Source organism: Metabacillus sp. B2-18 (assembly GCF_021117275.1).
Classification (GTDB): Bacteria; Bacillota; Bacilli; order Bacillales; family Bacillaceae; genus Metabacillus.
The window spans coordinates 1,719,366-1,744,295 of sequence record NZ_CP088245.1 but is presented as its reverse complement, the minus strand read 5'-3'; the positions used below and the strand labels follow the sequence as shown (position 1 = coordinate 1,744,295).

Here is a 24,930-nt window from a genome sequence, read left to right as displayed (position 1 = left end):
ATCGGGTACTGCTTTTTTAGTCACCTAATAAACGTTTTTCGAAACGGTTAATATCTGTATCCGCACCAATAACGATTAATATATCATTTTTTTGAATAATTTCATTTGCTTGCGGAGAAACAATAATATCTTTTCCTCTTTTTACAGCAACAATATTGATTCCATATTTAGCACGAATATCTAAATCAATGATGGAGTTTCCATTAAGCCTGTCATTTGCAACAATTTCAACGATGCTATGCTCATCAGAGAGCTCTAAATAGTCAAGAACGTTGTTTGAAATAATTTTATGAGCAATTCTTCTCCCCATATCACGTTCTGGATGAACGATACGGTCAGCTCCAATTTTGGATAGTACTTTTTCATGATAATCATTTTGAGCTTTAACAGTAATATGCTTAACTCCTAATTCTTTAAGAATCAATGTGGTTAAGATACTCGCTTGAATATTATCTCCTATCGCAACAATAACATGATCAAAGTTACGGATACCAAGACTTTTTAACACTGTTTCATCTGTGGAATCTCCAACAACAGCATGTGAAGCAACGTTTGCAAACTCATTTACTTTGTCTTCATCTGTATCAATAGCCATTACTTCCATACCCTCTTCACTTAGAGCCCGACAAATACTGCCTCCAAAACGCCCAAGTCCAATTACCGCAAATTCTTTTTTCATCTAAAATCCTCCGCAATATCACAATAAATAGTTAGAAAACGCTTTAAGAAACCAAAATCCTTTTTATAAGCTACTACTATTAAAAATGTTATCACATATCAACTTTTTTTTACAGGACAACTCATGATTATCTTTTTGTTTTTATAAACCAAAATTTGTACAAAGATAAGCCTGATGACCTTAAAAAATTTCACGGACTTTATGATAAAATAGAAAGACTGGTGTAGTAACAATAAAAAACCGCATGACGAAAGTCAGTGAATAACAGTGTAAAAATTAAAACATATTTTAACAGAAAATTAGTAAACAAGTAATGTGGGAGGAATAGAATGAGTACAAAACTACCCAATGTCATATTTCCCTACATAATCGGAACATTTGGAGGGTTTCTATTTTATCTTGCTCATCTCCCTCTAGCTTGGATTTTAGGTCCTATGACTTTTCTAATAATATGGCGATCACTTTTTAAAAAAATAAGTACATTTATACAACCGAGTTTTTTTAAAAACGGTTCATTTATGATTTTAGGAATATCATTTGGACTTTCATTCACAAAAGAAACCTTTGTTCTTGTAGGTCCATACGTGATTCCCTTTTTACTTACAACAGTTTTATTAATTTTTCTTAGCGTTTGTAACGGTTTAATCATTAGTAAACTTGTTAACATCGATCGAAACACGAGTATTTTTGCTTCTATTCCCGGTGGATTAACAGAAATGGTTGCCGCTAGTGAGGCTGTTCATGCAAACTCTTCATTAGTTACCATCTTTCAAACTGTAAGATTATTAACAGTTGTCTTTTTGGTCCCATTTACAATACTACATATGTTCGAACCCTCGTCTTATTTACAAACAACAACACTTTTAGCACAAAGTGATATATCAATATTTTCATATAGCTGGTATTTCCTTGCAGGATTTGTAGGTTGGGGGCTTAGAAAATTCTTACCTGCATCATATGTAATTGGTCCTCTTTTAACAACTGCCTCATTGAAGATTATAGGTATAGAATTACCCCTTTTTCATGATTTATTTATGATTTTTGCTCAAATATCAATCGGTGTTGGATTTGGACTTATGATCACATTTAATGATCTTAAAAAGGGTGGAAAATACTGTGGCTTGTATTTTATTACAACAATGATTCTTATTGTAGCAAGCTTTGCCTTCGGTTATGTTTTCAGCTTTTTAACAGACCTAAACTTAGCAACAGCCATGCTTTCTCTTGCACCTGGCGGACTAGTTGAGATGGTTTTAACGGCGTCGTCAATTGGTGCTGATCCAGCGGTAGTTAGTTCCTTACAATTTATCCGTCTACTATTTATTATAAGTGTGGTCCCAAGTCTTTTAAAATTTAGCATGAACAAACTTCCATCAAAAAGTTTAAATTAGAAGAAATTCATATTAAAGACTGTCTTTACTATAAGATTAATATTAAACAGTTATGAAAAAAAGCTCACATACCTCAGTATCATTCCCGGGGATGTGAGCTTTTTTCACGAACTGATCACTTCTAGATTCAACTTACAAATTGCCGCTTTTATTTGAAAATAATTAATGCTAGAAGGTAACACTTCTTTTAAGGGCTTTAGCAATTCAGTATTCAATTCCTTAATTTTCTCTATGATTAAGTTCTCTTGTTCTTCGGTAAATATGCCTCTCCATTCAATCGGTTGTCCTTCTTCCACCGCTCGAATGATATGGTTTTGTACAGTGATTTCAGTAATTTCCCGTTGTATACTAATCTCATTCATCTTTAACCCATTCATATATAATTGATAGGTAACAAGATGACTAGGTGTCTTATCAGCCGATATTTGTGAATGTGATTTTTGTATCACTATTTGATTAAGTGGCTCTTGTTCAACTTTCATATAGTCACAAATTGCCTTAATAAATGGTTGTCCATAACGTTCAAGCTTTGTTTGAGCAACACCTTTTACTTCTAAAAACTCAGACTCATTAATCGGACATTTATTACTCATGTCTTTTAGGCTACTATCAGAAAATATAATATAAGGCGGTACTCTATGTTCAGAAGCAAGTTCTCTTCTTATATTCTTTAGTACTTCAAATAGTTCATCATTGCTTTCAATTGATGAAATCACTAGTTTTTCCTTCTTAAATACTGGCGTTTTATCAACTAATACAAGTAACCCCTTTTTACTAAGTTCGATAACAGGGTATTGAGCATTTGTTAAAGATAAATAACCTTCAGCAATTAAAAAATCAATAAATTCTACAATTTGTTTTTCTGTCTTGTTCTTCATTAACCCATAGGTTGATAATTTTTGAAATCCCATCTGAGAAATCCGCTTATTATTAGAACCCTTTAGTACTTGCGCTACAAGAGTTTTCCCGAATTTTTCGTTCATTCTTTTCACACAAGAAAAAACCATTAAAGCTTCAGTTGTTACCTCAATTTTTTCTCGTGTATCCTTACAATTCATGCAATTGCCACAATCTGCTTCCGCATTCTCTTCACCAAAATATTCAACAATATAAGATTGTAAACATTTTTCAGTATGACAGAGATCTACCATTTGCTGTAATTTTTGATATTCATGAACCTTCTTTTCATAACTTAGAGATGTTTGTTCTATTAAGAATTTTTGAAGCTGTATGTCTTGTCCAGCAAACAGAATCGTACATTCACTAGGCTCCCCATCCCGCCCGGCACGGCCTGCTTCCTGGTAGTAAGCCTCTATATTTTTAGGTAAATTATGATGAATGACATACCGAATATTGGATTTGTTTATTCCCATACCAAAAGCGTTTGTTGCAACCATAACATCAAACTCGTCATATAAAAATTGATCCTGCTGTTGTGCTCGCTCTTGTTCTGACATACCAGCATGATATTTCCCTGCCTTGAAGCCGCTTTTTTTAAGAAATTGAGATAATTCATCTACTTCTTTTCGAGTAGCAGCATAAATAATGCCAGCTTCATTTTTATTTGCTTTAATATATTTTTTAATATAGTCGCGCTTATTTTCACCTTTAACTACATTAAATGTTAGGTTTTCTCGGGAAAAACCAGTAACAAACGAATCCTCCTCTGATAAATCTAACAAATGACAAATATCAGCTATTACTTCTTTTGTTGCTGTTGCTGTAAGGGCAACGACAATTGGTTTAGTAGAAAGGTCCATTATCATCTTATTTATCGACCTGTAACTAGGTCGAAAATCATGCCCCCATTGAGATATACAGTGTGCCTCATCTACTGCTACCATAGAAATATTTAACGTTAATAAGAGGTCTCGAAACGAATTCGTTTCTAATCTCTCAGGTGCAATATAAACAATTTTATAAGAGCCATCTCTTAGCTCTGCGATTCGTTCATTTATGTCTGGAATGGAAAGACTGCTATTTATATAAGTTGATGGTATTCCAACACTTGTTAAAGCATCTACTTGATCTTTCATTAAAGAAATTAGTGGAGATATGACAACAGTAATACCATCCATCAATAATGCAGGCACTTGATAACAGATGGATTTCCCACCACCTGTTGGCATAATGGCTAGCGTGTCATGTCCCTCTAATATATTACGAATAATATCCACTTGGCCTTTTCGAAACGATGAATAACCGAAATAATCTTTTAACAACTTTTCAGCTTTTTGCAGCATTTAATCACCTTTGCTTTTATTTTACTTCTGTTTATACTAGTATAACACGTCTAAGCTTTATCTTTTTTTAGTAGATTTTACTTTTCAAAGGTTATTATGAAGTTTTACTAAAGTGAAAATTAAAATTCTAATGCCTATTAAACCATATAATACAATTTAACCTTTAAGGCAAAAAAAAATAACCCCTCTCTTTCAAAGAAAGGAAGGAGTTACTTGCTTTTTACTTATGAATCCAAACTGCACCTGCAGAATTGTCTTTCGCTTCACCAATAACCTCAAATTTCAAGCCATGGTTAGGAACAATTCGACCTGCATCTTTAATCGCAGTATTGTAATATGTTTCTGAATCATCAAACTTAGTATTTCCTTTCAAGCTTAGGAACTCATATGCTCCACGAGTAGGAGAATCAACGAAGAATCCTGGTGTTTTATCTAAAGAGAATGCCGCATCCGCAACTTGGTAGCGAGTACTTTGAGTAACCGTTTTTTGGCCATTTAATAATCCAAATACAGCCTCTGGATGTGAATCAACTACTCCAAGAAACCCTTCTCCCGGATGTACTCCAACCCAGTTATCCGTATAGCTTTCATCTGCATACCAAACAACTAAACCAGTATTATACTTAGCACCACGAGAGTATGCTAATGCTTTATCAGAACCAGCATAGTTTCTCCACTCTAAGTAGTAATGATTATTAGCTTGAGAATAGCCATTAGAAACAATGAAACCATCTAATGAAACTTTTGCTTCGCCTTCAGCATTATCTGTAAAGATTTCGTTACCGTCAGCTGTTACTGAAATATTATCAATCGCAAACCCATTCGGAGCTAAACCGCCATCAGTTACATATTCAAATACTAGTTTTACTTTTTTACCAGCATAATCGCTTAAGTCATACGTTTTTTCAACCCATTGACCATTTGTTGTTTCCATACCATCAGCAGTATTGTCATCACCAATAACATCTAGCACAGCTTCTGTGCCATCCTCTGTTATAGCCTTTACATATACATAATCATAGTCAAATTCAACTTCAAACCATTGTAATGCATTAAATTCTGCTGAAGTTGCACCTGTTAAATCAAATAGTGGTGTTTCTAATGCTGTATGAAGATCATCGCCTTTTTGGCTGTAGTAATAGTTTTCCCCACCATTCTCAGCTGGTAAAAACCCTTTTACATTTTTAGCTGGTAAGTTCACTTTTACAATACCAGGGTTATTTGATTTCGTTACACTTTGATCTAGGAAAGTCGCAATGCCGTTCTTTGTAATATCTGCATAATCAACCTCCATAATCTTCGCCCAGTTTCCTCCCATAACATTTTGGAAGAATTCCTTATTTTGAGGTGAGAAGCTTGTTGGAGCAGTTCCGGCGATGTTTCCATTCCAGCTTCCTCCACTCATAATTGACCAAGAAGCAACTGGCTCACCCTGACCAGTATATTGAGTGTCATACTCATCTGGAAGACCTAAATCGTGTCCAAATTCATGTGCGAATACACCAACTGCACCATCTTCAGGTTGGATTGTGTAGTCGAATGCAGCCATTTGACCACCCCAATAATCAACCTCCGCCTGTGTTTCAGCAATCGGATACACTCCGTTTAACGTCCATCTATGTGACCAAATGGCATCATCACCTAAAGTACCACCACCAGCTTCCTGACCAGTACCTGCGTGAATAATCATCAAGTGATCTACTAGTCCATCTGGCTCATTTTGATTTCCATCACCATCAAGATCATATAAATCAAATTCATCGTATTCGGCTAAATCAAGACCAGAAGCAACTGCTGCATTTAGCGCATCCTTAACAAGATCTCTAGGTCCTTTAGGATTAAGGTTATCATGCCCACCTTCAGGATTGTCATCACCATATTCTTTTGCAGTACCTGGTACAGTTAACCATTCTGAAACTGTTCCATCAACTGTGTAACTACCACCTGATTGCTCTTCATAATATTGTTTAAAGGTTTTAACTTTCTCTCCATTAAACAAGGTAAAGTCTTCATCACCAAACATTAACTTTTCATAATGCTCTTTATTAAAGTCATCCGCATACATGTAACCATCTTCTTGAACAACATTGTTATGCTTGAAATCTGCAAATTCTGTTAATAAAACCAAGACCTTATCTGAGCGAACTTCTCCGTTATATGGTGCTTGTTTAGCAGCATTCACTTTCACTGCACCATTAGGTTTACCTTTTTTGAAGTTTCCATGACCTTTATTTAGTTGTTTTGCTAGCTTGTCCTTTTGTTTTGTAAGGAAGTCTTTCGTTTTTTTATCCATCACTTCTTCATGAGAAGTTTTATGAGACACTTTACCGGCTTTTTCGCCTTCTTTTTTCTCAATATATTCTTTAACCTTTTTCTTTACTTCTGCAGCAGAAGCATTTTTAGAAATAACCCCTTGATCTTTCAATGCTTGTGCTAATCTCTCTTCAGGAACAATATTGTAATCAATTGGTGCTGACTCTAGTACAGGACTAGCAGCTTGAACATTTGACGCTACCGGCAAGTATGTACTGAACAATAGTCCTCCCATAATTACCGAACTAGCAGTAACCTTTAGCGCCTTTTTCAGCTGCTTATTTCGAGCTTCAATTCCTCTTCTTAACTTTCTCACTTTAATCCCCCTTCTTTTAATAGAAAGCATTGCAAGATGGAACTTTGTAACTTCAAAATACTTTTCTACTAAAAATTATTATAACTACATAACTATTATAATCTTTATATGAATATAATAAATAGTCCGAAAATTCTATTTTCTGAAAATTAAAATAAGTCCATTTTCCCAATACACAAAATGAAAATAGGTCATTTTACCCCTACTGCACACAGAGCAAAACCCCTTATAAATAAAGGTTTTTGTAAGATTTTCTACCAATAAAAATGTCCACTCATCAAAAACACATCCAAATTAGCAAATTTTCAACCTTAAATATATTCATTTTCACTTTAAAGCTTTTATTCAATAAAGATATTATATTTAAAAATCATCTAAACACTTATATGACAAAAAGATGACGATCTCTTTTCATATTGATAACAGCCCCCAAAAACCAACAATATTCAACAAATTCTATAAATAACGTTAATAAAGGAAAGAGGTTTTTTAGGTTATGTTTTCTACTACTGAAATTGGAATAGATTTAGGAACAGCAAATATCTTAGTTTACACAAAAAATAAAGGTATCATTTTAAATGAGCCTTCTGTGGTAGCAATAGATACAAGTACTAAAAAAGTATTAGCAGTTGGAACAGAAGCAAAAAGTATGATTGGAAAAACACCTGGACAAATCATTGCAGTAAGACCTCTAAAGGATGGAGTTATAGCAGATTATGACATCACAACGGATATGTTAAGACATGTCATGAAAAAGGCGTCAGGAAAGCTTGGTATGTCTATGAGAAAACCAACTGTTGTTGTTTGTACTCCATCAGGTGCTACATCAGTTGAAAGAAGAGCAATTCAAGATGCTATTCGTAGTTCAGGAGCAAAGCAAGTTCATTTAATTGAGGAGCCTGTAGCTGCAGCAATTGGAGCGGATCTTCCTGTAGACGAACCAATTGCAAATGTCATAGTAGATATTGGAGGGGGAACAACAGAAGTAGCCATAATCTCGTTCGGCGGAATCGTAACATGTCACTCAATCAGAATTGGCGGAGATCAACTTGATGAAGATATTATTCAATATGTTAGAAAAAATTATAATCTCCTAATCGGTGAGAGAACTGCTGAACAAATGAAAATGGAAATCGGCTATGCACTAATTAAGCACGAAAAAGAAACAATGGAAATACGAGGCAGAGATCTCGTAACAGGTTTACCTAAAACAATTAGTGTTTCGTCAAATGAAATGCAGGATGCAATGAAAGAATCATTACTTCATATTTTAGAAGCAATAAGAGCTACACTTGAAGACTGTCCTCCTGAGTTAAGTGGTGATATTGTTGACCGAGGAGTTATTCTAACAGGTGGTGGTTCACTAATGAAAGGGATACAGGAATGGATAAGTAACGAAATGATTGTACCTGTTCATATTGCTCCAAATCCGTTAGAGTCAGTGGCAATTGGCACCGGTAGATCACTCGCAGTTATTAATAGATTAGTTAAAGTAGCAAAATAATGCAAAAAGGAAACCAAATTAGGTTTCCTTTTTGTCTATATATAAAGCTTTAATATTAAACCCTTTTATCAAAATTTTATATTTACACAAAATTAACATATTTTTCAGCATCATTTCTCTTATTCTTGAATAAATTATATCTGGTTTAATAGTAATACAGTAATAACTTTGTATATTTTTAGCAGTTACCTGAAACTTTAATCAAACTCCATCCGTCTAATTATTGAATCGTAAGGGAGGTACATGTGTGAAAGACCTGAGCAGACGTATCATTATTAGTTTAACATTAGCTGTCATCATTATGGGGGGGATGAGTGTTTCTATGGCAAATATGCCTGGTAGCCCATCCCAAAATAACGAAATCGTTTCAGTTCAAGGTGAGTAATCAAAAAGAGAGGTTAACTAAAAAGATGAAAAATAAGGACATATCTAAATTCCAACAAATTATTCCATTTGTATTCCTGACTTTTGCTCTACTACTACTCCTAAGCGGTTTATTAGGTACTTATACGATCCCTGTCTTTGTCATCGTTTTACTTTTTGGTTTTGCGTATTCCTTCGTTTCCATGCTAACAAAAAGGGCATTAATTGGATCGATTATTAATCTCTATGTTACCGGTATATTAATATTCGGAGGAGCTTTGCTTTATATAATGGCTATAGCCTCAGGTGTATAAATGTACCCAAATAATACATAAGCATTCAAGAAAAAATCATTTCTTGAATGCCTTTTTTTATCATTAGACAATTACTCTCTAAATGCACGGTCACCTAATATTTTATATGTTATATCATCAGAAGGTGGGTTGTGTAGCCCTGCACGAACATCGCGGTAATGCCTTTGCAATACATTAGAGCTAAAGAGACTTTGCCCCCCTACTATCCTCATAGCTAAATCAACAACTTCAACAGCTGTATTTGTCACGACAGTTTTTGTAACTGCCAAATCATACGCTAAAGAATCACGCTCATTCTTACTTGCCAAATCCCATTTCTCAGCTGTTGAATACATGAGTGTTCGTGCCGTGGTTAACTTCACATCGATTTCAGCAACCTTTCTTCGTACTTCAGGCACATCTTTAATTGGATGAGTTAAGCTTGTTGGCTGATATGTTTTTGCAAATTCTATTGCTTTATTTCTTGCAGATATGGCAATGCCTATATAACAGGCTGGAATATGAAGAAGCCAGCCTTGTGCAGTAGGTCTTTCTTTCTTCTGTTTTCTTTCAACTAAAGCTTCTAATGGAACCTTGACTGCATTTAGTATAAGATCGTCACTTCTAGTCCCACGCATACCTAATGTATCCCAAGTTTCCTCAATTTCCACACCCTTTGCTTCTCTCGGAATTAAAAAGTCACCAATTTCCCCTGTTTCTTCAATTGTTGCGGGTACAATAAAATAATCAAGTGCCGGAGCTAGTGAAGTAAAGATTTTTTTACCATTAATGATCCAATGTCCTTCTTTTCGAATAGCGATTGTTTCAGGTTTACCGCCTCTTGCTGGACTTCCAGAGTTTGGCTCGGTTGCAGCACTGTTAATTAGTTTTTTTGAAGAAATTATTTCTTCACAGATTATATTATAAGTATTTTCTTCCCATTTTTCCGTTTCTCTTAAATGCATCATTAAACCCAAATGCCACCCTAATGATAATGCTGTTGCTGCATCACCTTGAGCGATTTTTTCTTGAACTAATAAAAATTCGTACAAGGTTGCCCCTAACCCTCCCAAGTGATTCGGAATGGTGAAGTGTAAATATCCATTTTCTTTTAAACGATCAAAATTTTCAAAAGGAAATAAACCTTCTTTATCATAGCGGTCTGCACGTGTTTCAAATTCTCTTGCTAGCTTATCTGTTTTTAAAAGTATTTGCTTTTGATTTTCATTTTTTATAAATTGTTCATCTATATAATTCACGTTATCACCTCGTTATCCATATTGTAGTCATTTTACTTGTTAACTGAAAGTAATTTAGCTTATCAATTATGTTAACCTTTTCATTCTTCTATTTGTTTTGATAAAATGAAAGAGGAACTTCTTTAGGAGCTCCATTAATTACATATTCATCCTAGGATGAAGGAGGTTTTTTCTTGAGTAATTTCAATCAAAACTTAGAAAAATATGCTGAACTCGCAGTTCGTGTAGGGGTTAATATTCAACCAAACCAAAACTTAACAATTAACGCATCAACGGAGGTTCTTGAATTTGTTCGTCTTGTTGTCAAAAAAGCCTATGAAGCTGGTGCGCGTAATGTATATGTTGAATGGCATGACGATTTTATTACAAGAACTCGTTTTGAACTTGCATCTGAAGAAGCATTGAGTGATTATCCTGAATGGAAAGCAAAAGGCTTAGAAACATTGGCTGAAAATGACGGAGCTTTTATGTCAATCATTTCTTCAGATCCTGATCTTTTAAGTGGGATAGATCCAAAGAGAATCGCCGCTTCTACAAAAGCTGCTGGAATGGCACTGACAAAATACCGAAATTATTTACAAGCAGATAAGGCTAGTTGGACAGTAATTGCAGCACCTTCTAAGGAATGGGCAGCAAAGGTATTCCCTAACGAAAGTGAAGATAAACAAGTTGAAAAGCTTTGGGAAGCCATTTTCAGAACAACTCGTATTGATCAAGCCGATCCGGTTGAAGCCTGGAAACAGCACAATGATTCATTACATACAAAAGTAGATTACTTAAATAATAAAAGATACAAAAAACTTCACTATAAAGCTGACGGTACAGATCTAACTATTGAATTACACCCTACTCATACTTGGGTTGGTGCTGGTAGTGAGAACGAAAAAGGAAATTTCTTTATGGCTAATATGCCGACAGAAGAGGTTTTTACTGTGCCATTACGTAACGGCGTAAATGGTGTTGTTCAAAGCACGAAGCCTCTAAGCTATAGTGGTAATTTAATTGACAACTTCTCACTAACTTTTGAAGATGGAAGAATTGTTTCAGTAAAAGCAGAAAAAGGTGAAGCAGTCTTAAAGCAACTTGTTGAAACTGATGAAGGTTCACATTATTTAGGTGAAATTGCTTTAGTTGCTCATGATTCACCTATTTCACAATCAGGTATTCTTTTCTATAACACTCTTTTTGACGAAAACGCATCTAACCATTTAGCAATTGGAAACGGTTATGCATTTTGTGTTGAGGGCGGAAAGAAAATGTCTCGTGAGGAGCTTGAAAAAGTAGGTGTAAACTCCAGTCTTACCCATGTTGATTTCATGATTGGTGCAGCTAACATGGACATTGATGGTATTAAAGAAGACGGAACATCTGAACCAATCTTCCGCAATGGTACTTGGGCTTTCTAATTTTCAAATATGCAAAAAGGTCTGACTAAATATGTCAGACCTTTTAATTATGATAAGATAAAACTTGTATCAATTTTATAAACCATTAATAAAGGAAATATATAAAAAAAGCACGATAAGGAGTTTAACATGAAAAAGGTTGACGTATACATATTATCTGGTTTCCTTGGAGCAGGAAAAACGACACTTCTTCAAAACATTCTTACCCAGGAACATCAGAAAAATAGAAAAATAGCTGTTATTATGAATGAACTAGGAGAAACATCGATTGATTCTGATGCTGTTTCTAAGGATACACCCTTAAAAGAGTTGCTAAACGGTTGTGTTTGTTGCACAATCCAAGGTCAGCTTGAGGTTCAACTAAATCAAATGCTTCATGAATATGAGCTGGACGCAATCTATATTGAAACTACTGGGGTTGCCCATCCAATCGAGGTACTTGATGCATGTTTATCTCCTCTTTTTGCTGAAAAGCTGGATGTTAAGGGCATTATCACTTTAGTAGATGCAAAAAGATGGCAGGACCAAGAAAAGCTAAGCATTCAATTGCGTAAATTGTTAATAGAACAAGTAACTCACGCTGATATCGTTCTTTTAAATAAAACAGATTCACTATCTGAAAATGAAAAAGCAAAATTAGTGGCAGAAATTCAAGGGTTAAATCCAAACGGAAAATTATACATGACTGAGCATGCGAAGATACCACTCTCTTCTATTCAACCAAAACAATTAGGCGAAAAAAAACATCATGAACAATCACATGTTTCTAAGAACCTGCACGTACGAAGTTATGTTCATACCTTTACAAATCCAATTGATTTAGACCAATTTGAGAAATTTCTAAGGGAGATGCCTGATACTATTTACCGAATTAAAGGATATATAACCTTTTCTCATTCTACAGAGTCCTTTCTATTTCAATACTCTTATGGCATGCCGTTATATATGAAAGAGCAAATCAAAAGAAAACAAACTCTTGTTTTTATCGGAGAAAATCTAGATCATGAAACGCTTAAACAACAGCTCGCTGCAGTAGAAATTGTCTCTAATTAACTCAAAAGGCAAGCATTACATTTTGTGTGCTTGCCTTTGTTCTATCAAAATCTCTTATTGTTTCCCATAGGTTTCAAGGTTTGCATAGACAATTTTCAGATAAGGAGTTTTCACTTTGTGTTTTTCTGCTTCAGAAAGTAGATAGCCTTGTAAATGATTTGCTTCAACTTGAAAGCCTTTTTCCATATCTCTTTGCATAGATGACTTCATCGTATAATCCATTTCTTTTACTCTATTTACCTGAACCTCTTCAATACCATCTACTATTGGTGCATTCATTTTACGCATAATAAAACCAATTTCAGCAAATAATCCTTCAATTATTTCTAAGCCATGTTCTGTTTTAAGAATTGGTCCGATGCTTGATCGAAATAACGAGGTAACACCTGATAATCCAGTTATAAACATATATTTATGCCACATATCCTGTAAAATTGTATTACTTCTTCTAATTGAAGCTTTAGTATGTGAAAATACTTCTTCTATTTTCATAATTCTTTCGGTTTCTTCTCCAGAAAGTTCTCCATATACTAATTCATGACTTGTGCTTGTTTGGATGATGGTGCCTTCTTCATTAACAGTAGATTCTACAAAGCAAAGGCCACCTATTATTTGTTCTTTTGCAAACATAGTTTGAAGTTCATAAAGATGTTTAATTCCATTTAACATTGGTATGATTGTCGTCTGAGTTCCAACAAATGGTTTAATGTCTTGTATAGCCTGATTAAAATGATACGATTTCGTACCAATCAAAATAACATCATATACTTCAATTTCAGATTCCATAGTTAAAACTGTTTTTGGTTGAAATGTGTAGTTCCCATGAATACTTTCTATTTTTAAGCCCTTTTCTTTTAATTGCTTTTGACGCCCTTCTCTTACTAAAAACGTCACATCTACACCTTTCTCATGAAGTCTCCCTCCAAAATAACCTCCTACTGCACCTGCACCAACTACTAAAACTTTCATTGTGTTCTCTCCTCTGTATTCTTATTTTGCTATAATAGAATCTTCTTATTAAAGTATAAGTAAGCGATAACAATTTGTCATGTTAAAAACTCTTCGCTATTAACTAGCTCTACTTCCGATTATCAGCTGTGCTAAAATATGTACAAATAATAGCGAGGTGTGTAAACATGTTTGTATTATTTTTAACGATGCTTGAAAGATTGGGAATTATTGTTACTGTTGCATTAATTATGACAAGGTTGCCTTTCTTCAGACATATGATTGAACGTAACGAAATTAGTAGAAAACAACAATACTATGCAATTTTATTCTTTGGTGCTTTTGGTATAATTGGTACATATTCTGGTATAACGTTTGATTCAACCTCTTTACAGTTTGACAGGTGGACCTATGCTCTAGGCAATGAGGAAGCAATTGCCAATTCAAGAGTTATTGGCATTATTATCGCAGGACTACTGGGTGGTTATAAAGTCGGTATTGGCGCAGGTTTATTAGCTGGAATTCATCGATATTCTCTCGGCGGATTTACTTCTTTATCTTGCGGAATATCTGCAATACTTGCTGGAATTCTATCTGGGTTTTTTTACAGAAAAAAAGCTCGTCTAAATTTATCAACTGCATTAGTTGTTGGTGCTTTAGCCGAGACAATACAGATGCTTGTGATCCTCCTCATTTCAAGACCGTTCAGTCAAGCATTACAGCTTGTAGAAGCAATTGGCCTACCAATGATTGTTGCAAATGGTGTTGGATCAGCTATATTTCTTCTTATCATACGAAACGTATTAAATGAGGAAGAAAAAATTGGTGCTCTGCAAGCTCAGAAAGCGCTAAGATTAGCGGAGCAAACTCTTAGTTATTTAAGAAATGGACTAACGTTACAAACCGCAGATGTTGTGTGTAGAATTATTTTAAAAGAGGTAGACGCCTTGGCCATCTCTGTAACAAATCAGGAAAGAATTCTAGCTCATGTTGGAATGGCTGATAATCATCACCAAGCTAATCAAAAGATTCAAACAACCTTAACAAAACAAGTCATTGAAAATGGAAAGCTCACAATTGCCAAGCAAGAAGATATTCATTGTCAAGAAAAAAACTGTCCATTAGGAGCTGCTGTTATTGCTCCACTAAAAATAAGGGATGAAACAATCGGAACATTAAAATTTTATTTTCAATCTGAAAAAGACATTTCATATTTAGTCATCGAATTAATTAGTGGGTTAAGTTCATTGCTTAGCAACCAATTAGAAATAGCAGAAGCGGAGCAAGCAAAACAATTAGCAAACGAAGCAGAAATTAAAGTGCTTCAAGCACAAATAAGTCCTCATTTTTTATTTAATTCATTAAACATTATTGTCTCATTAATTAGGACAAACCCTGACTTAGCAAGAAAGTTACTTTTATCTTTATCACAGTTTTTTAGAAAAAATCTTACAGGAACAACGACAAAATGGACTACCCTTGAGGAAGAACTTGCACATGTAAGGGCATATCTCTCTATCGAGGAAGCAAGATTTGTTGATAGACTATCCGTTAAGTATGATATAGATCATCTGGCTTTATCTCAAAAAGTTCCAACTCTAACTTTACAACCAATTGTTGAAAACGCCATCAAGCATGGCATAAGAGAATTGGATAAAAATTGCTTGATTAAAATTTCTATTAAACATAAGGGTACTAGCATATTTGTAACAATTGAAGATAATGGAAAGGGGATTGAGCTTAGTCGATTAAACTCTTTAGTAAAAAGTATTGTTGAGTCCAAACAGGGCACTGGCTTTGGGTTATATAATGTGAATCGAAGACTTTTGCTCATGCTCGGAGAGGAAAGCACACTACGCATTTCTTCAAAACTTAATGAAGGCACAACCGTTTCTTTTAAAGTAAAGTAGGAGGACAATATGAAAAAACGACAAATTAAACTATTGATCGTTGATGATGAACGCTATAGCAGGGATGAATTAAAACACTTACTTTCAGAGCATGATAACCTTCATGTTGTTGGCGAGGCAGACTCAGGTGAATCTGCCTTAGTTAAAACTCTGCAACTAAAGCCAGATGTTGTTTTTTTAGATATCGAGATGCCTAAAATGAATGGAATAGAAACAGCTATGGCAATGAAAGAATTAAAGCATCAACCTCTCCTAGTTTTTGCAACAGCCTACCCTTCATTTGCAGTAGATGCCTTTCGTTATGATGCAATTGATTATGTCTTAAAACCTTTTGAAGAAGAGAGATTGCAAGAAACAATTGGTAGACTGGAAGATCGCTTAGTAAATGTTATCCCCCAGCAAGAAGACTCTCCTTCAAAATTAGCCGTGGAAAGCGATGAGGGAATAGTCTATATTCACCCAGACGAAATTCTCTATTTATATCGAGATGAAAGAGTAACGAAAATTGTTGGCAGTGTATTTAAATATGAAACGAAAACTCCTTTAAAAGATCTAGAAATACGACTAAAGGATTTTAGTTTTTTCAGAATACATAAAAGTTATCTTGTTAATTTAAAATTCGTAACTAGATTAATTCCATGGTTCAATGGCGCCTATCAACTTGAGCTAAAAGGTCATTCTGAACTACTTTCTGTTAGTCGTAACTATGTTAAGGCACTGCGAGAACGATTAGAAATATAGTCCTTAAGATATATACTAAACATCACAAAAGGTAACCTATGAAACAAATTATTATTGATATAGGGCAAAAAAAATAGCTGGTATGAAAAAATTCATACCAGCTATTTTTTAAATTAAGCATATAATTGCTTTACTTGTTTTTGAACATTATCATCTTCTAAGAATTCATCGTATGTCATTTGTTTATCAACTAAGCCATTCGCAGTTATTTCAATAATGCGATTAGCAATTGTTTGAACAAACTGATGGTCATGTGAAGTAAAGATCATTGCGCCTTTATATGCTGTTAGACCATTATTTAAAGCGGTAATTGATTCAAGGTCTAAGTGGTTCGTTGGTTCATCCAGTAAGAGCACATTAGCTCCACTAAGCATCATTTTCGATAGCATACAACGAACTTTCTCTCCTCCAGATAATACACTTGGCTTTTTCAAAACTTCTTCACCAGAGAAAAGCATACGACCTAAGAAGCCACGTAAAAAGCTTTCACTTTGGTCATTAGGAGAATATTGGCGTAACCAGTCGACTAAATTCGGCTCATCACCTTTAAAATACTCGCCATTATCTTTTGGGAAATATGCCTGAGAAGTTGTTACCCCCCATTTAAATGAGCCACTATCAGGCTCCATTTCACCAGCTAAGATTTTAAAAAGAGTTGTAATCGCAATTTCATCACGACCAACTAATGCAATTTTATCTTCCTTGTTCAAAGTAAAACTAATATTATCTAAAACTTTTACACCATCGATTGTTTTTGATAATCCTTCAACACGCAAAACATCGTTCCCTATCTCACGCTCAGGTGTAAAGTTTACATAAGGATAACGACGAGAAGATGGCTGAATGTCGTCTAAGGAAATCTTATCTAATAATTTTTTACGTGATGTTGCTTGTTTTGACTTCGAAGCATTAGCGCTAAATCTCGCAATAAAGTTTTGAAGCTCTTTAATTTTTTCTTCTTTTTTCTTATTAGCTTCTTGACCTAGTTTAAGTGCCAATTGACTAGACTCATACCAAAAGTCATAGTTTCCAACATAGATTTTGATTTTAGAGAAATCTAAATCAGCAATATGTGTACAAACTTTGTTTAAGAAATGACGGTCATGGGATACTACAATAACAGTATTCTCAAAGTTGATAAGGAATTCCTCTAGCCATTGAATCGCATGGATATCAAGATGGTTGGTTGGCTCGTCTAAGAGAAGAACATCCGGCTCACCAAAAAGTGCTTGAGCTAAGAGTACTTTAACCTTATCTCCACCTGTTAAATCTGCCATCTTCTTTGTATGAAGGTCCTCAGAGATACCAAGTCCTTTTAAAAGGATTGCTGCTTCACTTTCGGCTTCCCAACCATTAAGCTCAGCAAACTCACCTTCTAATTCAGCCGCCTTCATACCATCTTCATCTGTGAAATCAGCTTTCATATAGATAGCATCTTTTTCTTGCATTACTTCATAAAGGCGTTTATGACCCATAATGACAGTTTTCAAAACTTCATGCTCTTCATATTCAAAATGATTTTGTTTTAATACAGCTAAACGCTCACCAGGTGCCATGCTAACATCACCAGATTGGGCTTCAATCTCACCTGATAAAATTTTAATAAATGTTGATTTCCCGGCTCCATTTGCCCCGATTAAACCGTAGCAGTTACCCGGCGTAAATTTAATATTAACATCTTCAAAAAGCTTGCGATCTCCAAATCGTAAGCTAACATTCGTAACTTGAATCATGAAACATCCTCCAATAACAAGGGATCTGATTACCCTAATACTTATTTTAATAGCTCTTTAAGCCTGTTAAATAATGCACATTTAACAAGGCGTAAAAGTCAATATTGACTTCAACCACAGCAATTTTATAGAAAATTACACATTAAGCTATGCTAATTATAAAGGAATTTATTACTAAGGGCAACGTGTAGCCTAAAAGATAAAGATTTTTTCACCCACTGATATTAAAAACGGAGGTATAAAATATGCTTCATTTGTTAACGACTTAATTTAGGGAACGGAGGTAATTACCAAATGATTTCAACACGCGGGGATGCACATAAACTTTATTTAAAATTCAAAAAAACAGTCGAGAATGGACAACCGCTTCATAAGTTAAAAGAACTAAAAGAAATAGAACAAATTAAACATTTCTATCTTACTATCGATACCTCAACATTAGAGAAAATGTATTATCGAATTTTAAAGGAGAAAAATGGAACAGGAATGATTCCTGTATTTGTATCTGCTGGTCCTTGGCTACTTTTTCTTTTTTCAAAGCAACTTCAAGAATTTTTATTTAAGAACGGCAGTATGCCTTTTGTTATTTTTATTTCCATCTATCTAACAATACTAGTTATAAGTGTTATCCTACATTTTCGAGAAAGATCCTGGGCTGCAATACACCTAACCTTGATCGAAAATATTTTAAAGGAACGACATTCGACACTAGTTCACTAATTAAAAAACTTGGCTCAGCCAAGTTAATGGAGAACCTTAGTCTTCCTTATACTCTCATCCACAAAAGCCTTCTGATAGTATAAAAAAAGAGCGGGCTAAATAGCACGCTCTATACATGATTAAAAGTCTCTACTTCATCTCTTTCTTTTGTTTCCGAAATACAATAATTGTAAATAACACACCAGTGATTATCGTAGTAAGTGTCGAAAGCATCGCATTGACATTCGTTGTTACAAACACGGAAGGTATGTCACCATAAACAGTATCATCCATTGTTAAAAATAAGCAGAGAAACATATTATTTGCCGCATGTGCACCAATCGAGAACTCTGAACTGTTTGTTTTTATTGAAATATACGTCCAAATAAACCCCATTGCTAAGTAATCTAGCGCTACCCAAAAAGCTCCATACTCCATTTCTGGGTTAAAAAAGTGAAGACTACCAAAAATCCCGCCTACTATAATAGCGAGCAAAATCGGATTTTTCGTGAATTTCGCTCCCCATTGAAGAAGAAACCCTCTGAAAAGAAGTTCTTCAGAAGTTGTTTGAATCGGAACCAGAAAAATTACCGCAACCAATAACCATATAAACCTATCAGCATCAAAATCATTTAAATAATAATCATTCGGGAAAAAGGCATAATCAATTAGTGTAAACGCAATTAGTAATATAAATAAAACGACATAACCATAAAATATTTTTCCCCAATTTAGGTTTTTATACGGCGTTATTAATGAGATGAACCTTCTTTTTAAGATCGCTTTAACTGCAATAAGTAGACCAAGAATCAAAAAAATGCTTTGCAAGTGTAATAGGTAAAGATCAACTAAAGGATCTGTTACCATACCTGTCTCAAAATCTATCAAACCAGGTTTAATAAACTCACCTAATATAAGTGCTACTGTATATGCAACTGTTCCTAAAATAAGCATAAAAGCTAAAATAACAAATAGAGAACCAATATATCTCTTATGCGTATTTTTACCTTCTTCAATTTTGATAAAACTCTGCCTCATAATCAAATCTCCCTTTAACTTATTAATTGAAAGATTAAATAAACAGCTACTGCCCAAATAATAAGAGCAGAAACTTTATTTATTTTTCTTAAATGTTTTCCGTTTTGATCAATTTTCTTTATACTTCTTCCTGTTAGTGCGAGACCAAGAAACCAAATCCACGAAACAATAATACACGCTAGTGTAAATAACACCTTGTCTCCTTCATTATAAGCAAGTGAACTCGTCCCAATGACACCAATTGTATCTAAAATTGCATGTGGATTTAATAGAGAAACACTCATCGCAAACATAACTTGTTTTTTAGGAGATAAGGAGGATGAATGATGCTCCTTTTCTGATTGTTCATCTGACCTCCAAACAGACCAACCCATATAAAGCAAAAACATAATGCCAATCAAAAATATAGCTACTTTTAACCATTCAAATGAAAAAACAATAACAGACACTCCTAGGACTGCAAGAATAATTAAAAATGTATCACAAAGTGCTGCTGTAACAATAACCGGAAGAGCCTGCACAAACCGAGGTTGAAGTGCCCCTTGGTTAAAAACAAACACATTTTGTGCACCTAAAGGAAGAATTAACCCAAATGCTAATAATATTCCATGCAATATTGCTTCCACTTCTTTTCCTCCATGTTTTTAAGAGTTTCCTTTTTTAGCAGATATTAACATCATATATGAATACGGATTGTTTTTAAATATTTAACTCCTTTTCTTACGTTCTATTTATTTCCACATGCATCTTGAAAGCGTTTTACTACATGTTACACTCTCTATTTCACATCTTAATCACAAAACACTCCGATTTAGCTGTTTTTTTGTTAAGATCTATGTAAGCGTAATCATCACTCTAAAGGAGGTCCTTTTATGTATACATTTATTGCTGGAATTGTACTATTAATCTTAGGATATTTTATCTACGGTCGATTTGTAGAAAAAGTTTTTGGTGTGAAGGAAGCAAGAAAAACACCTGCCATTACTCGTAGAGATGATGTTGATTACCTTCCTATGGGTAAGAAACGTAATTCTCTAATTCAATTATTAAATATCGCTGGAGTTGGACCGATCTTCGGACCTATTATGGGAGCTTTGTACGGTCCTGCAGCATTCATTTGGATTGTAATCGGATGTATATTCGCCGGTGCTGTTCATGACTATTTAACAGGTATGATTTCAATTCGTAATCGTGGAGCACATTTACCAGAGCTTGCAGGTAAATTTTTAGGTAAAGCAATGAAACACGTTGTAAATGCTTTTGCTATTTTACTATTACTTTTAGTTGGAACTGTATTTGTAACAGCACCAGCCGATTTATTAGCAGGTATTACTCCTGATTGGGTATCATTTGGAGTTATTATAGGTGCTATCTTTATCTACTATATTTTAGCAACACTATTACCAATTGATAAGGTTATTGGTCGTTTATATCCAATTTTCGGGGCTTTACTTTTAATAAGTGCAATTGGTGTAGGTGTATCATTACTCATTACCGGTGCACCAATTCCTGAATTAACGTTTGCTAATATGCATCCTGATAACGCACCGATCTTCCCTCTTTTATTTTTAACTATTTCTTGTGGAGCTTTATCCGGATTTCATGCAACACAAACACCGATCATTTCACGTACAACACAAAATGAAGCACAAGGTCGCTTTATTTTTTATGGAATGATGATTGCTGAAGGAATTATTGCGATGATCTGGGCAGCTGCAGCTATGAGTTTATTTGATGGCTATAATGGATTAGCTGATATTTTGGCTAATGGAGGGCCTGCAGCAGTTGTAAGTGAAGCTTCTACTGCCATGTTAGGAGCAATTGGCGGAACGTTAGCTGTTCTAGGTGTCATTGTACTACCGATTACTTCTGGTGATACAGCATTTAGAAGTGCACGTATGATCATTGCAGACTATTTAAACATTTCTCAATCTAAAATTATGAGTCGCCTTTGGATTGCGATTCCATTGTTTGTTATCTCTTTTGCTCTAACTAAAATAGACTTTACACTATTATGGCGTTATTTTTCTTGGGCAAACCAATCAACAGCAGTAATTGCATTATGGGTAGCTTCAATGTATTTGTTCATCGCTAAGAAAAACTATTGGATTGCTATGATTCCAGGAATTTTCATGACAATGGCCACCTCCACGTATATTTTGAATGCAGCAATTGGCTTCGGATTATCATTAACAACATCATATATCGGCGCAAGCATCATCACTGTTTTAATAACTGGTCTCTTCTATAAGGCTGCTATTAAGGCAAGAGAAAATAAATTACAACTTGATGATGACATAAACATTGCAGCATAGCATTTTCCAAAAAAGAAGCAGCTTTCCCAGCTGCTTCTTTTCTATTTATAATTTCAATTATTAGTCCTTGTCTTTCTTAAACTCATATTTAATTTATGTTAAAATAAGCTATCTAAAAGTTTAAGGGAGACTAACATGAAATTACACACTCTAATTGAATACTGCTTGCTAATCTTTTTTTCTGGAATTTACTTTGCCTTTCTAGGTTTTGAGTCTAGTGGGGTTACGTTTATTATCGGGGTTATATTCATTTACATAATTATTTCGCTCTCACTAAAGCGAATTCTTCCCCATTATCACCTTGCGGATAAAAAAATGCCTATTTTAGTTAGTGTACTACTAGTAATTGGTTCTGTCTTTATAACGATGCTTATTTTAACGATCTTGGCTACATAAAAGCATTTCATTTATTCACCTAAATTAGTTGGTGGTTTTCCTTGATTATGCCTTCTTTTTCTTTTAAAAATGAAAAGCGCAATAAAAAGAATTCCACCAATAATAATTAAAATCGGTAAACTTCCAACTAAGAAAATAAAAATACTAGACATTGATTTTAAAACAACATTAACACTTTCCATGAACTGCTTCTTTGTCCGTTCCCAAGTATTCAAACCCTCATTATCAAGTTCTGGAACATTTACTTTATCTTCTCTAACTTGAAGCGTTACAGTAGCTAAACTAACTTGATTATCTAAGTAATTCATTCTTCCCTTTATTGTCTCAATTTCTTCTTGGATAGCAGCTAAGTCGCTTGAAATTTTCAATAAATCCTCTGTTTTTTCAGCCTTCTCCATAAATTCAAGTAATCTTTTTTCAACAACTTGTTTAGATTTCAAACGTGATTCAAGATCAACATATTCTTCTGTTACATCTTGGCCTGAAATTGAACGATCTAAAACCTTTGTACTTCCCTTTTCAACACTCTCCAAAAATAAGTGAAAAGATTCCTGTGGTATTCTCACTGTTATTGTACCTTCAACCGTTTCTCCATCATCCACAGAGTAGGAATGAGATTGTACAACATATCCATGTAAAGTTTCTGTTTTCTCTTGAACAAATTTCACTGTTTCATCAAAGTTCGATACTTTTATAGACAGGTCAGCTGTATAAATAACCATCCTGCCACTATCAAAGTTATCTTCCTTTTTTTCCTTTTCAACCGTATTTTCTACTGAATCTGCTTCTGAATGCTCTTTCTTTTCCAGTTCCGGAACAGCTTGATCAGAAGATTGACCCGTCGTATTCTCAGTTGCACTCTCACTTGAATTATTACTACAACCAGTAAAAAGGATAACAAGAAAGAATGAACATAAAAGAAACCTCCACTTTTTCATCTTTTTAACACTTCCTTTGTTGTGTTTGACTTATATATGTAGTCGCTTAAAAGGATGAAATGTTACAAAAATATGGAAGATAAATTTAAAAAGACGACAAATAAAACTTTGTCGTCATCGTTGTATCAACTATTCTGTTTTACTTAAATGATCAAATGGGAAAAAGATAAATTCAGATTTACCCAAAATACGATCTTTTTCAATTAAACCTAGACCGTTTCGACTATCCATGCTATTTAGTCGATTATCTCCCATAACAAAATAGTTACCGTTCGGTACCTCTATCTCTTCAAAATCATCAGTTAAGTCAATTCCTATACTCTCTGCTTCCTTTTCATTACTATCAAGATATGGTTCCTCTATAACCGTTCCGTTGACATACACTTTTCCATCTTGCGCACTGACCTTATCTCCTGGGACACCTATTACACGTTTTACATAGCGAATGTTTTCTTCTTTGCCATCAATAATAACAATATCACCTTTATCAATCTCACCAATAAACTTTAACGTTTTATTAACAAAAAGACGATCCCCATCATGTAGTGTTGGATCCATCGAAGACCCTTCTACAAGATATGGTTCAAATAAAAAAATACGAATAATCATAGCTAGTCCAACCGCTAGCACAATAGCCTTTGTCCATTCCCACATCTTTGACTTCGTTGTTTCTGTTTCAGTTTGCGACATGAAGATCCTCCTATATTACATTGCTCTTTTATCATTATACCTTTTTATATGGATATTTTGCCAATAAATATCCTATTTCTATAAAAACAATTAAACCCCAAATGAAGATATATCATTTGGGGCTTAGAAATAATTTTACGTTTATTTACTTGAAGAAATTCTTCAAATTAAAGGTAAATTCTTATACGACCTCTAGTTCAACTTCAATATTTCCTCTTGTTGCTTTTGAATATGGACAAAATCCATGTGCCTTTTCAACCAATTCTTCAAGCTTGTCCTTTTCAATTCCCGTTCCTTTTACTTGTAACGTAACACCTAGTTTAAAACCATCATCAGACTCGTCCTTTAAAAGACTAACATTTGCTGTTACTTCAGATTCAAAGTTCACATTTTCTCTTTTTGCAATTAATTGTAATGCACCATCAAAGCATGCAGAATAACCAGCCGCAAATAATTGTTCAGGATTTGTTGCTTCAGGCATTTCCTTGGCTCTAGGTGAACCTGGCATTGCTAATTGTAAATTGATATTGCCGTCAGATGACTCAACTCTGCCATCTCTTCCACCGACTGCTGTTACTGTTGACGTAAATATTGGTTTTGACAAGTTAATTCCACCTTTCAATCCTATCTTTTTGTCTACTACTTTTATTTACCCAACTTTTTTTACTTTTAATCACTACAGTTGTAAAAGAATTCTCAAAA

22 protein-coding genes are annotated in these 24,930 nt (G+C 34.4%); 11 read left to right on the top strand and 11 right to left on the bottom strand.

From position 1 onward, the window contains the following. Positions 1–16: 16 nt before the first annotated feature. Complete coding sequence (locus tag LPC09_RS08750) at positions 17–679, bottom strand: potassium channel family protein (RefSeq protein WP_098798076.1); 663 nt, start codon at positions 677–679, stop codon at positions 17–19. Between the two features lie 329 nt (positions 680–1,008). Here LPC09_RS08750 and LPC09_RS08745 point away from each other — a divergent pair, with 329 nt between their 5' ends. Further along, entirely contained in the window at positions 1,009–2,070 is a 1,062-nt protein-coding gene (locus LPC09_RS08745) for an AbrB family transcriptional regulator (protein WP_098798075.1), read from the top strand. A 104-nt stretch (positions 2,071–2,174) separates the two neighbouring features. Here LPC09_RS08745 and recQ read toward each other — a convergent pair whose 3' ends face one another. After that, complete coding sequence (recQ, locus tag LPC09_RS08740; RefSeq protein ID WP_098798074.1) at positions 2,175–4,313, bottom strand: DNA helicase RecQ; 2,139 nt, start codon at positions 4,311–4,313, stop codon at positions 2,175–2,177. A gap of 220 nt (positions 4,314–4,533) precedes the next feature. Then, positions 4,534–6,861 (bottom strand): immune inhibitor A domain-containing protein, encoded by a 2,328-nt coding sequence (locus LPC09_RS08735; protein WP_176551124.1) that lies wholly within the window; start codon positions 6,859–6,861, stop codon positions 4,534–4,536. Positions 6,862–7,438: 577 nt separating this feature from the next. Between LPC09_RS08735 and mreBH the strand changes: the two genes are divergently transcribed. The 3 genes from mreBH (at position 7,439) to LPC09_RS08720 (ending at position 9,123) form a co-directional block, all read left to right on the top strand. Then, positions 7,439–8,446: a rod-share determining protein MreBH gene (mreBH, locus tag LPC09_RS08730; RefSeq protein WP_098798072.1), complete on the top strand. Its 1,008-nt coding sequence runs from the start codon at positions 7,439–7,441 to the stop codon at positions 8,444–8,446. A gap of 247 nt (positions 8,447–8,693) precedes the next feature. After that, positions 8,694–8,831 carry a protein YkpC gene (locus LPC09_RS08725; RefSeq protein WP_162987284.1) on the top strand — a complete coding sequence of 46 codons (138 nt, stop codon included), beginning with the start codon at positions 8,694–8,696 and terminating at the stop codon, positions 8,829–8,831. A 25-nt stretch (positions 8,832–8,856) separates the two neighbouring features. Beyond that, a complete protein-coding gene (locus tag LPC09_RS08720) occupies positions 8,857–9,123 on the top strand; it encodes a hypothetical protein (RefSeq protein ID WP_231309435.1) in 267 nt (88 codons plus the stop codon). A 71-nt stretch (positions 9,124–9,194) separates the two neighbouring features. Here the strand turns inward: LPC09_RS08720 and LPC09_RS08715 are convergent, their stop codons facing one another. Then, positions 9,195–10,361 (bottom strand): acyl-CoA dehydrogenase family protein, encoded by a 1,167-nt coding sequence (locus LPC09_RS08715; RefSeq protein WP_231309434.1) that lies wholly within the window; start codon positions 10,359–10,361, stop codon positions 9,195–9,197. Positions 10,362–10,534: 173 nt separating this feature from the next. Here LPC09_RS08715 and LPC09_RS08710 point away from each other — a divergent pair, with 173 nt between their 5' ends. Continuing rightward, entirely contained in the window at positions 10,535–11,767 is a 1,233-nt protein-coding gene (locus tag LPC09_RS08710) for an aminopeptidase (RefSeq protein ID WP_098798069.1), read from the top strand. Between the two features lie 129 nt (positions 11,768–11,896). Beyond that, positions 11,897–12,820, top strand: coding sequence for a CobW family GTP-binding protein (locus LPC09_RS08705; protein WP_231309433.1), 924 nt, complete (start codon positions 11,897–11,899; stop codon positions 12,818–12,820). A 54-nt stretch (positions 12,821–12,874) separates the two neighbouring features. Here the strand turns inward: LPC09_RS08705 and LPC09_RS08700 are convergent, their stop codons facing one another. Beyond that, positions 12,875–13,789, bottom strand: coding sequence for a ketopantoate reductase family protein (locus LPC09_RS08700; protein WP_098798067.1), 915 nt, complete (start codon positions 13,787–13,789; stop codon positions 12,875–12,877). 167 nt (positions 13,790–13,956) lie between these two features. On the opposite strand from LPC09_RS08700, the gene LPC09_RS08695 reads away from it, so the two are divergent. Both LPC09_RS08695 and LPC09_RS08690 read left to right on the top strand, forming a co-directional pair. Continuing rightward, a complete protein-coding gene (locus LPC09_RS08695; protein ID WP_098798066.1) occupies positions 13,957–15,678 on the top strand; it encodes a sensor histidine kinase in 1,722 nt (573 codons plus the stop codon). Positions 15,679–15,687: 9 nt separating this feature from the next. Beyond that, positions 15,688–16,419: a LytR/AlgR family response regulator transcription factor gene (locus LPC09_RS08690; protein ID WP_098798065.1), complete on the top strand. Its 732-nt coding sequence runs from the start codon at positions 15,688–15,690 to the stop codon at positions 16,417–16,419. Positions 16,420–16,532: 113 nt separating this feature from the next. Here LPC09_RS08690 and LPC09_RS08685 read toward each other — a convergent pair whose 3' ends face one another. Next, a complete protein-coding gene (locus tag LPC09_RS08685; protein WP_098798064.1) occupies positions 16,533–18,152 on the bottom strand; it encodes an ABC-F family ATP-binding cassette domain-containing protein in 1,620 nt (539 codons plus the stop codon). A gap of 294 nt (positions 18,153–18,446) precedes the next feature. On the opposite strand from LPC09_RS08685, the gene LPC09_RS08680 reads away from it, so the two are divergent. Next, a complete protein-coding gene (locus tag LPC09_RS08680) occupies positions 18,447–18,872 on the top strand; it encodes a hypothetical protein (protein WP_098798063.1) in 426 nt (141 codons plus the stop codon). 129 nt (positions 18,873–19,001) lie between these two features. On the opposite strand, the gene LPC09_RS08675 is transcribed toward LPC09_RS08680, so the two are convergent. Together LPC09_RS08675 and LPC09_RS08670 are read right to left on the bottom strand one after the other, a co-directional pair. Next, entirely contained in the window at positions 19,002–19,889 is an 888-nt protein-coding gene (locus tag LPC09_RS08675) for a CPBP family intramembrane glutamic endopeptidase (protein WP_231309432.1), read from the bottom strand. A gap of 14 nt (positions 19,890–19,903) precedes the next feature. Further along, positions 19,904–20,515, bottom strand: a complete 612-nt coding sequence (locus LPC09_RS08670) for a LysE/ArgO family amino acid transporter (protein WP_098798061.1) — start codon at positions 20,513–20,515, stop codon at positions 19,904–19,906. Positions 20,516–20,761: 246 nt separating this feature from the next. Here LPC09_RS08670 and LPC09_RS08665 point away from each other — a divergent pair, with 246 nt between their 5' ends. Both LPC09_RS08665 and LPC09_RS08660 read left to right on the top strand, forming a co-directional pair. Next, a complete protein-coding gene (locus LPC09_RS08665; RefSeq protein ID WP_231309431.1) occupies positions 20,762–22,204 on the top strand; it encodes a carbon starvation CstA family protein in 1,443 nt (480 codons plus the stop codon). Positions 22,205–22,339: 135 nt separating this feature from the next. Then, a complete protein-coding gene (locus LPC09_RS08660; RefSeq protein ID WP_231309430.1) occupies positions 22,340–22,600 on the top strand; it encodes a hypothetical protein in 261 nt (86 codons plus the stop codon). Between the two features lie 11 nt (positions 22,601–22,611). On the opposite strand, the gene LPC09_RS08655 is transcribed toward LPC09_RS08660, so the two are convergent. The 3 genes from LPC09_RS08655 to LPC09_RS08645 all read right to left on the bottom strand — a co-directional run bounded on the left by LPC09_RS08655 (position 22,612) and on the right by LPC09_RS08645 (position 24,832). Then, positions 22,612–23,538 (bottom strand): DUF4349 domain-containing protein, encoded by a 927-nt coding sequence (locus tag LPC09_RS08655; RefSeq protein WP_231309429.1) that lies wholly within the window; start codon positions 23,536–23,538, stop codon positions 22,612–22,614. A 129-nt stretch (positions 23,539–23,667) separates the two neighbouring features. After that, on the bottom strand, positions 23,668–24,228 hold the full coding sequence (lepB, locus tag LPC09_RS08650; protein ID WP_212134380.1) for a signal peptidase I: 561 nt from the start codon (positions 24,226–24,228) through the stop codon (positions 23,668–23,670). Positions 24,229–24,409: 181 nt separating this feature from the next. Then, positions 24,410–24,832 carry an organic hydroperoxide resistance protein gene (locus LPC09_RS08645; RefSeq protein WP_231309428.1) on the bottom strand — a complete coding sequence of 141 codons (423 nt, stop codon included), beginning with the start codon at positions 24,830–24,832 and terminating at the stop codon, positions 24,410–24,412. Positions 24,833–24,930: the final 98 nt, after the last annotated feature.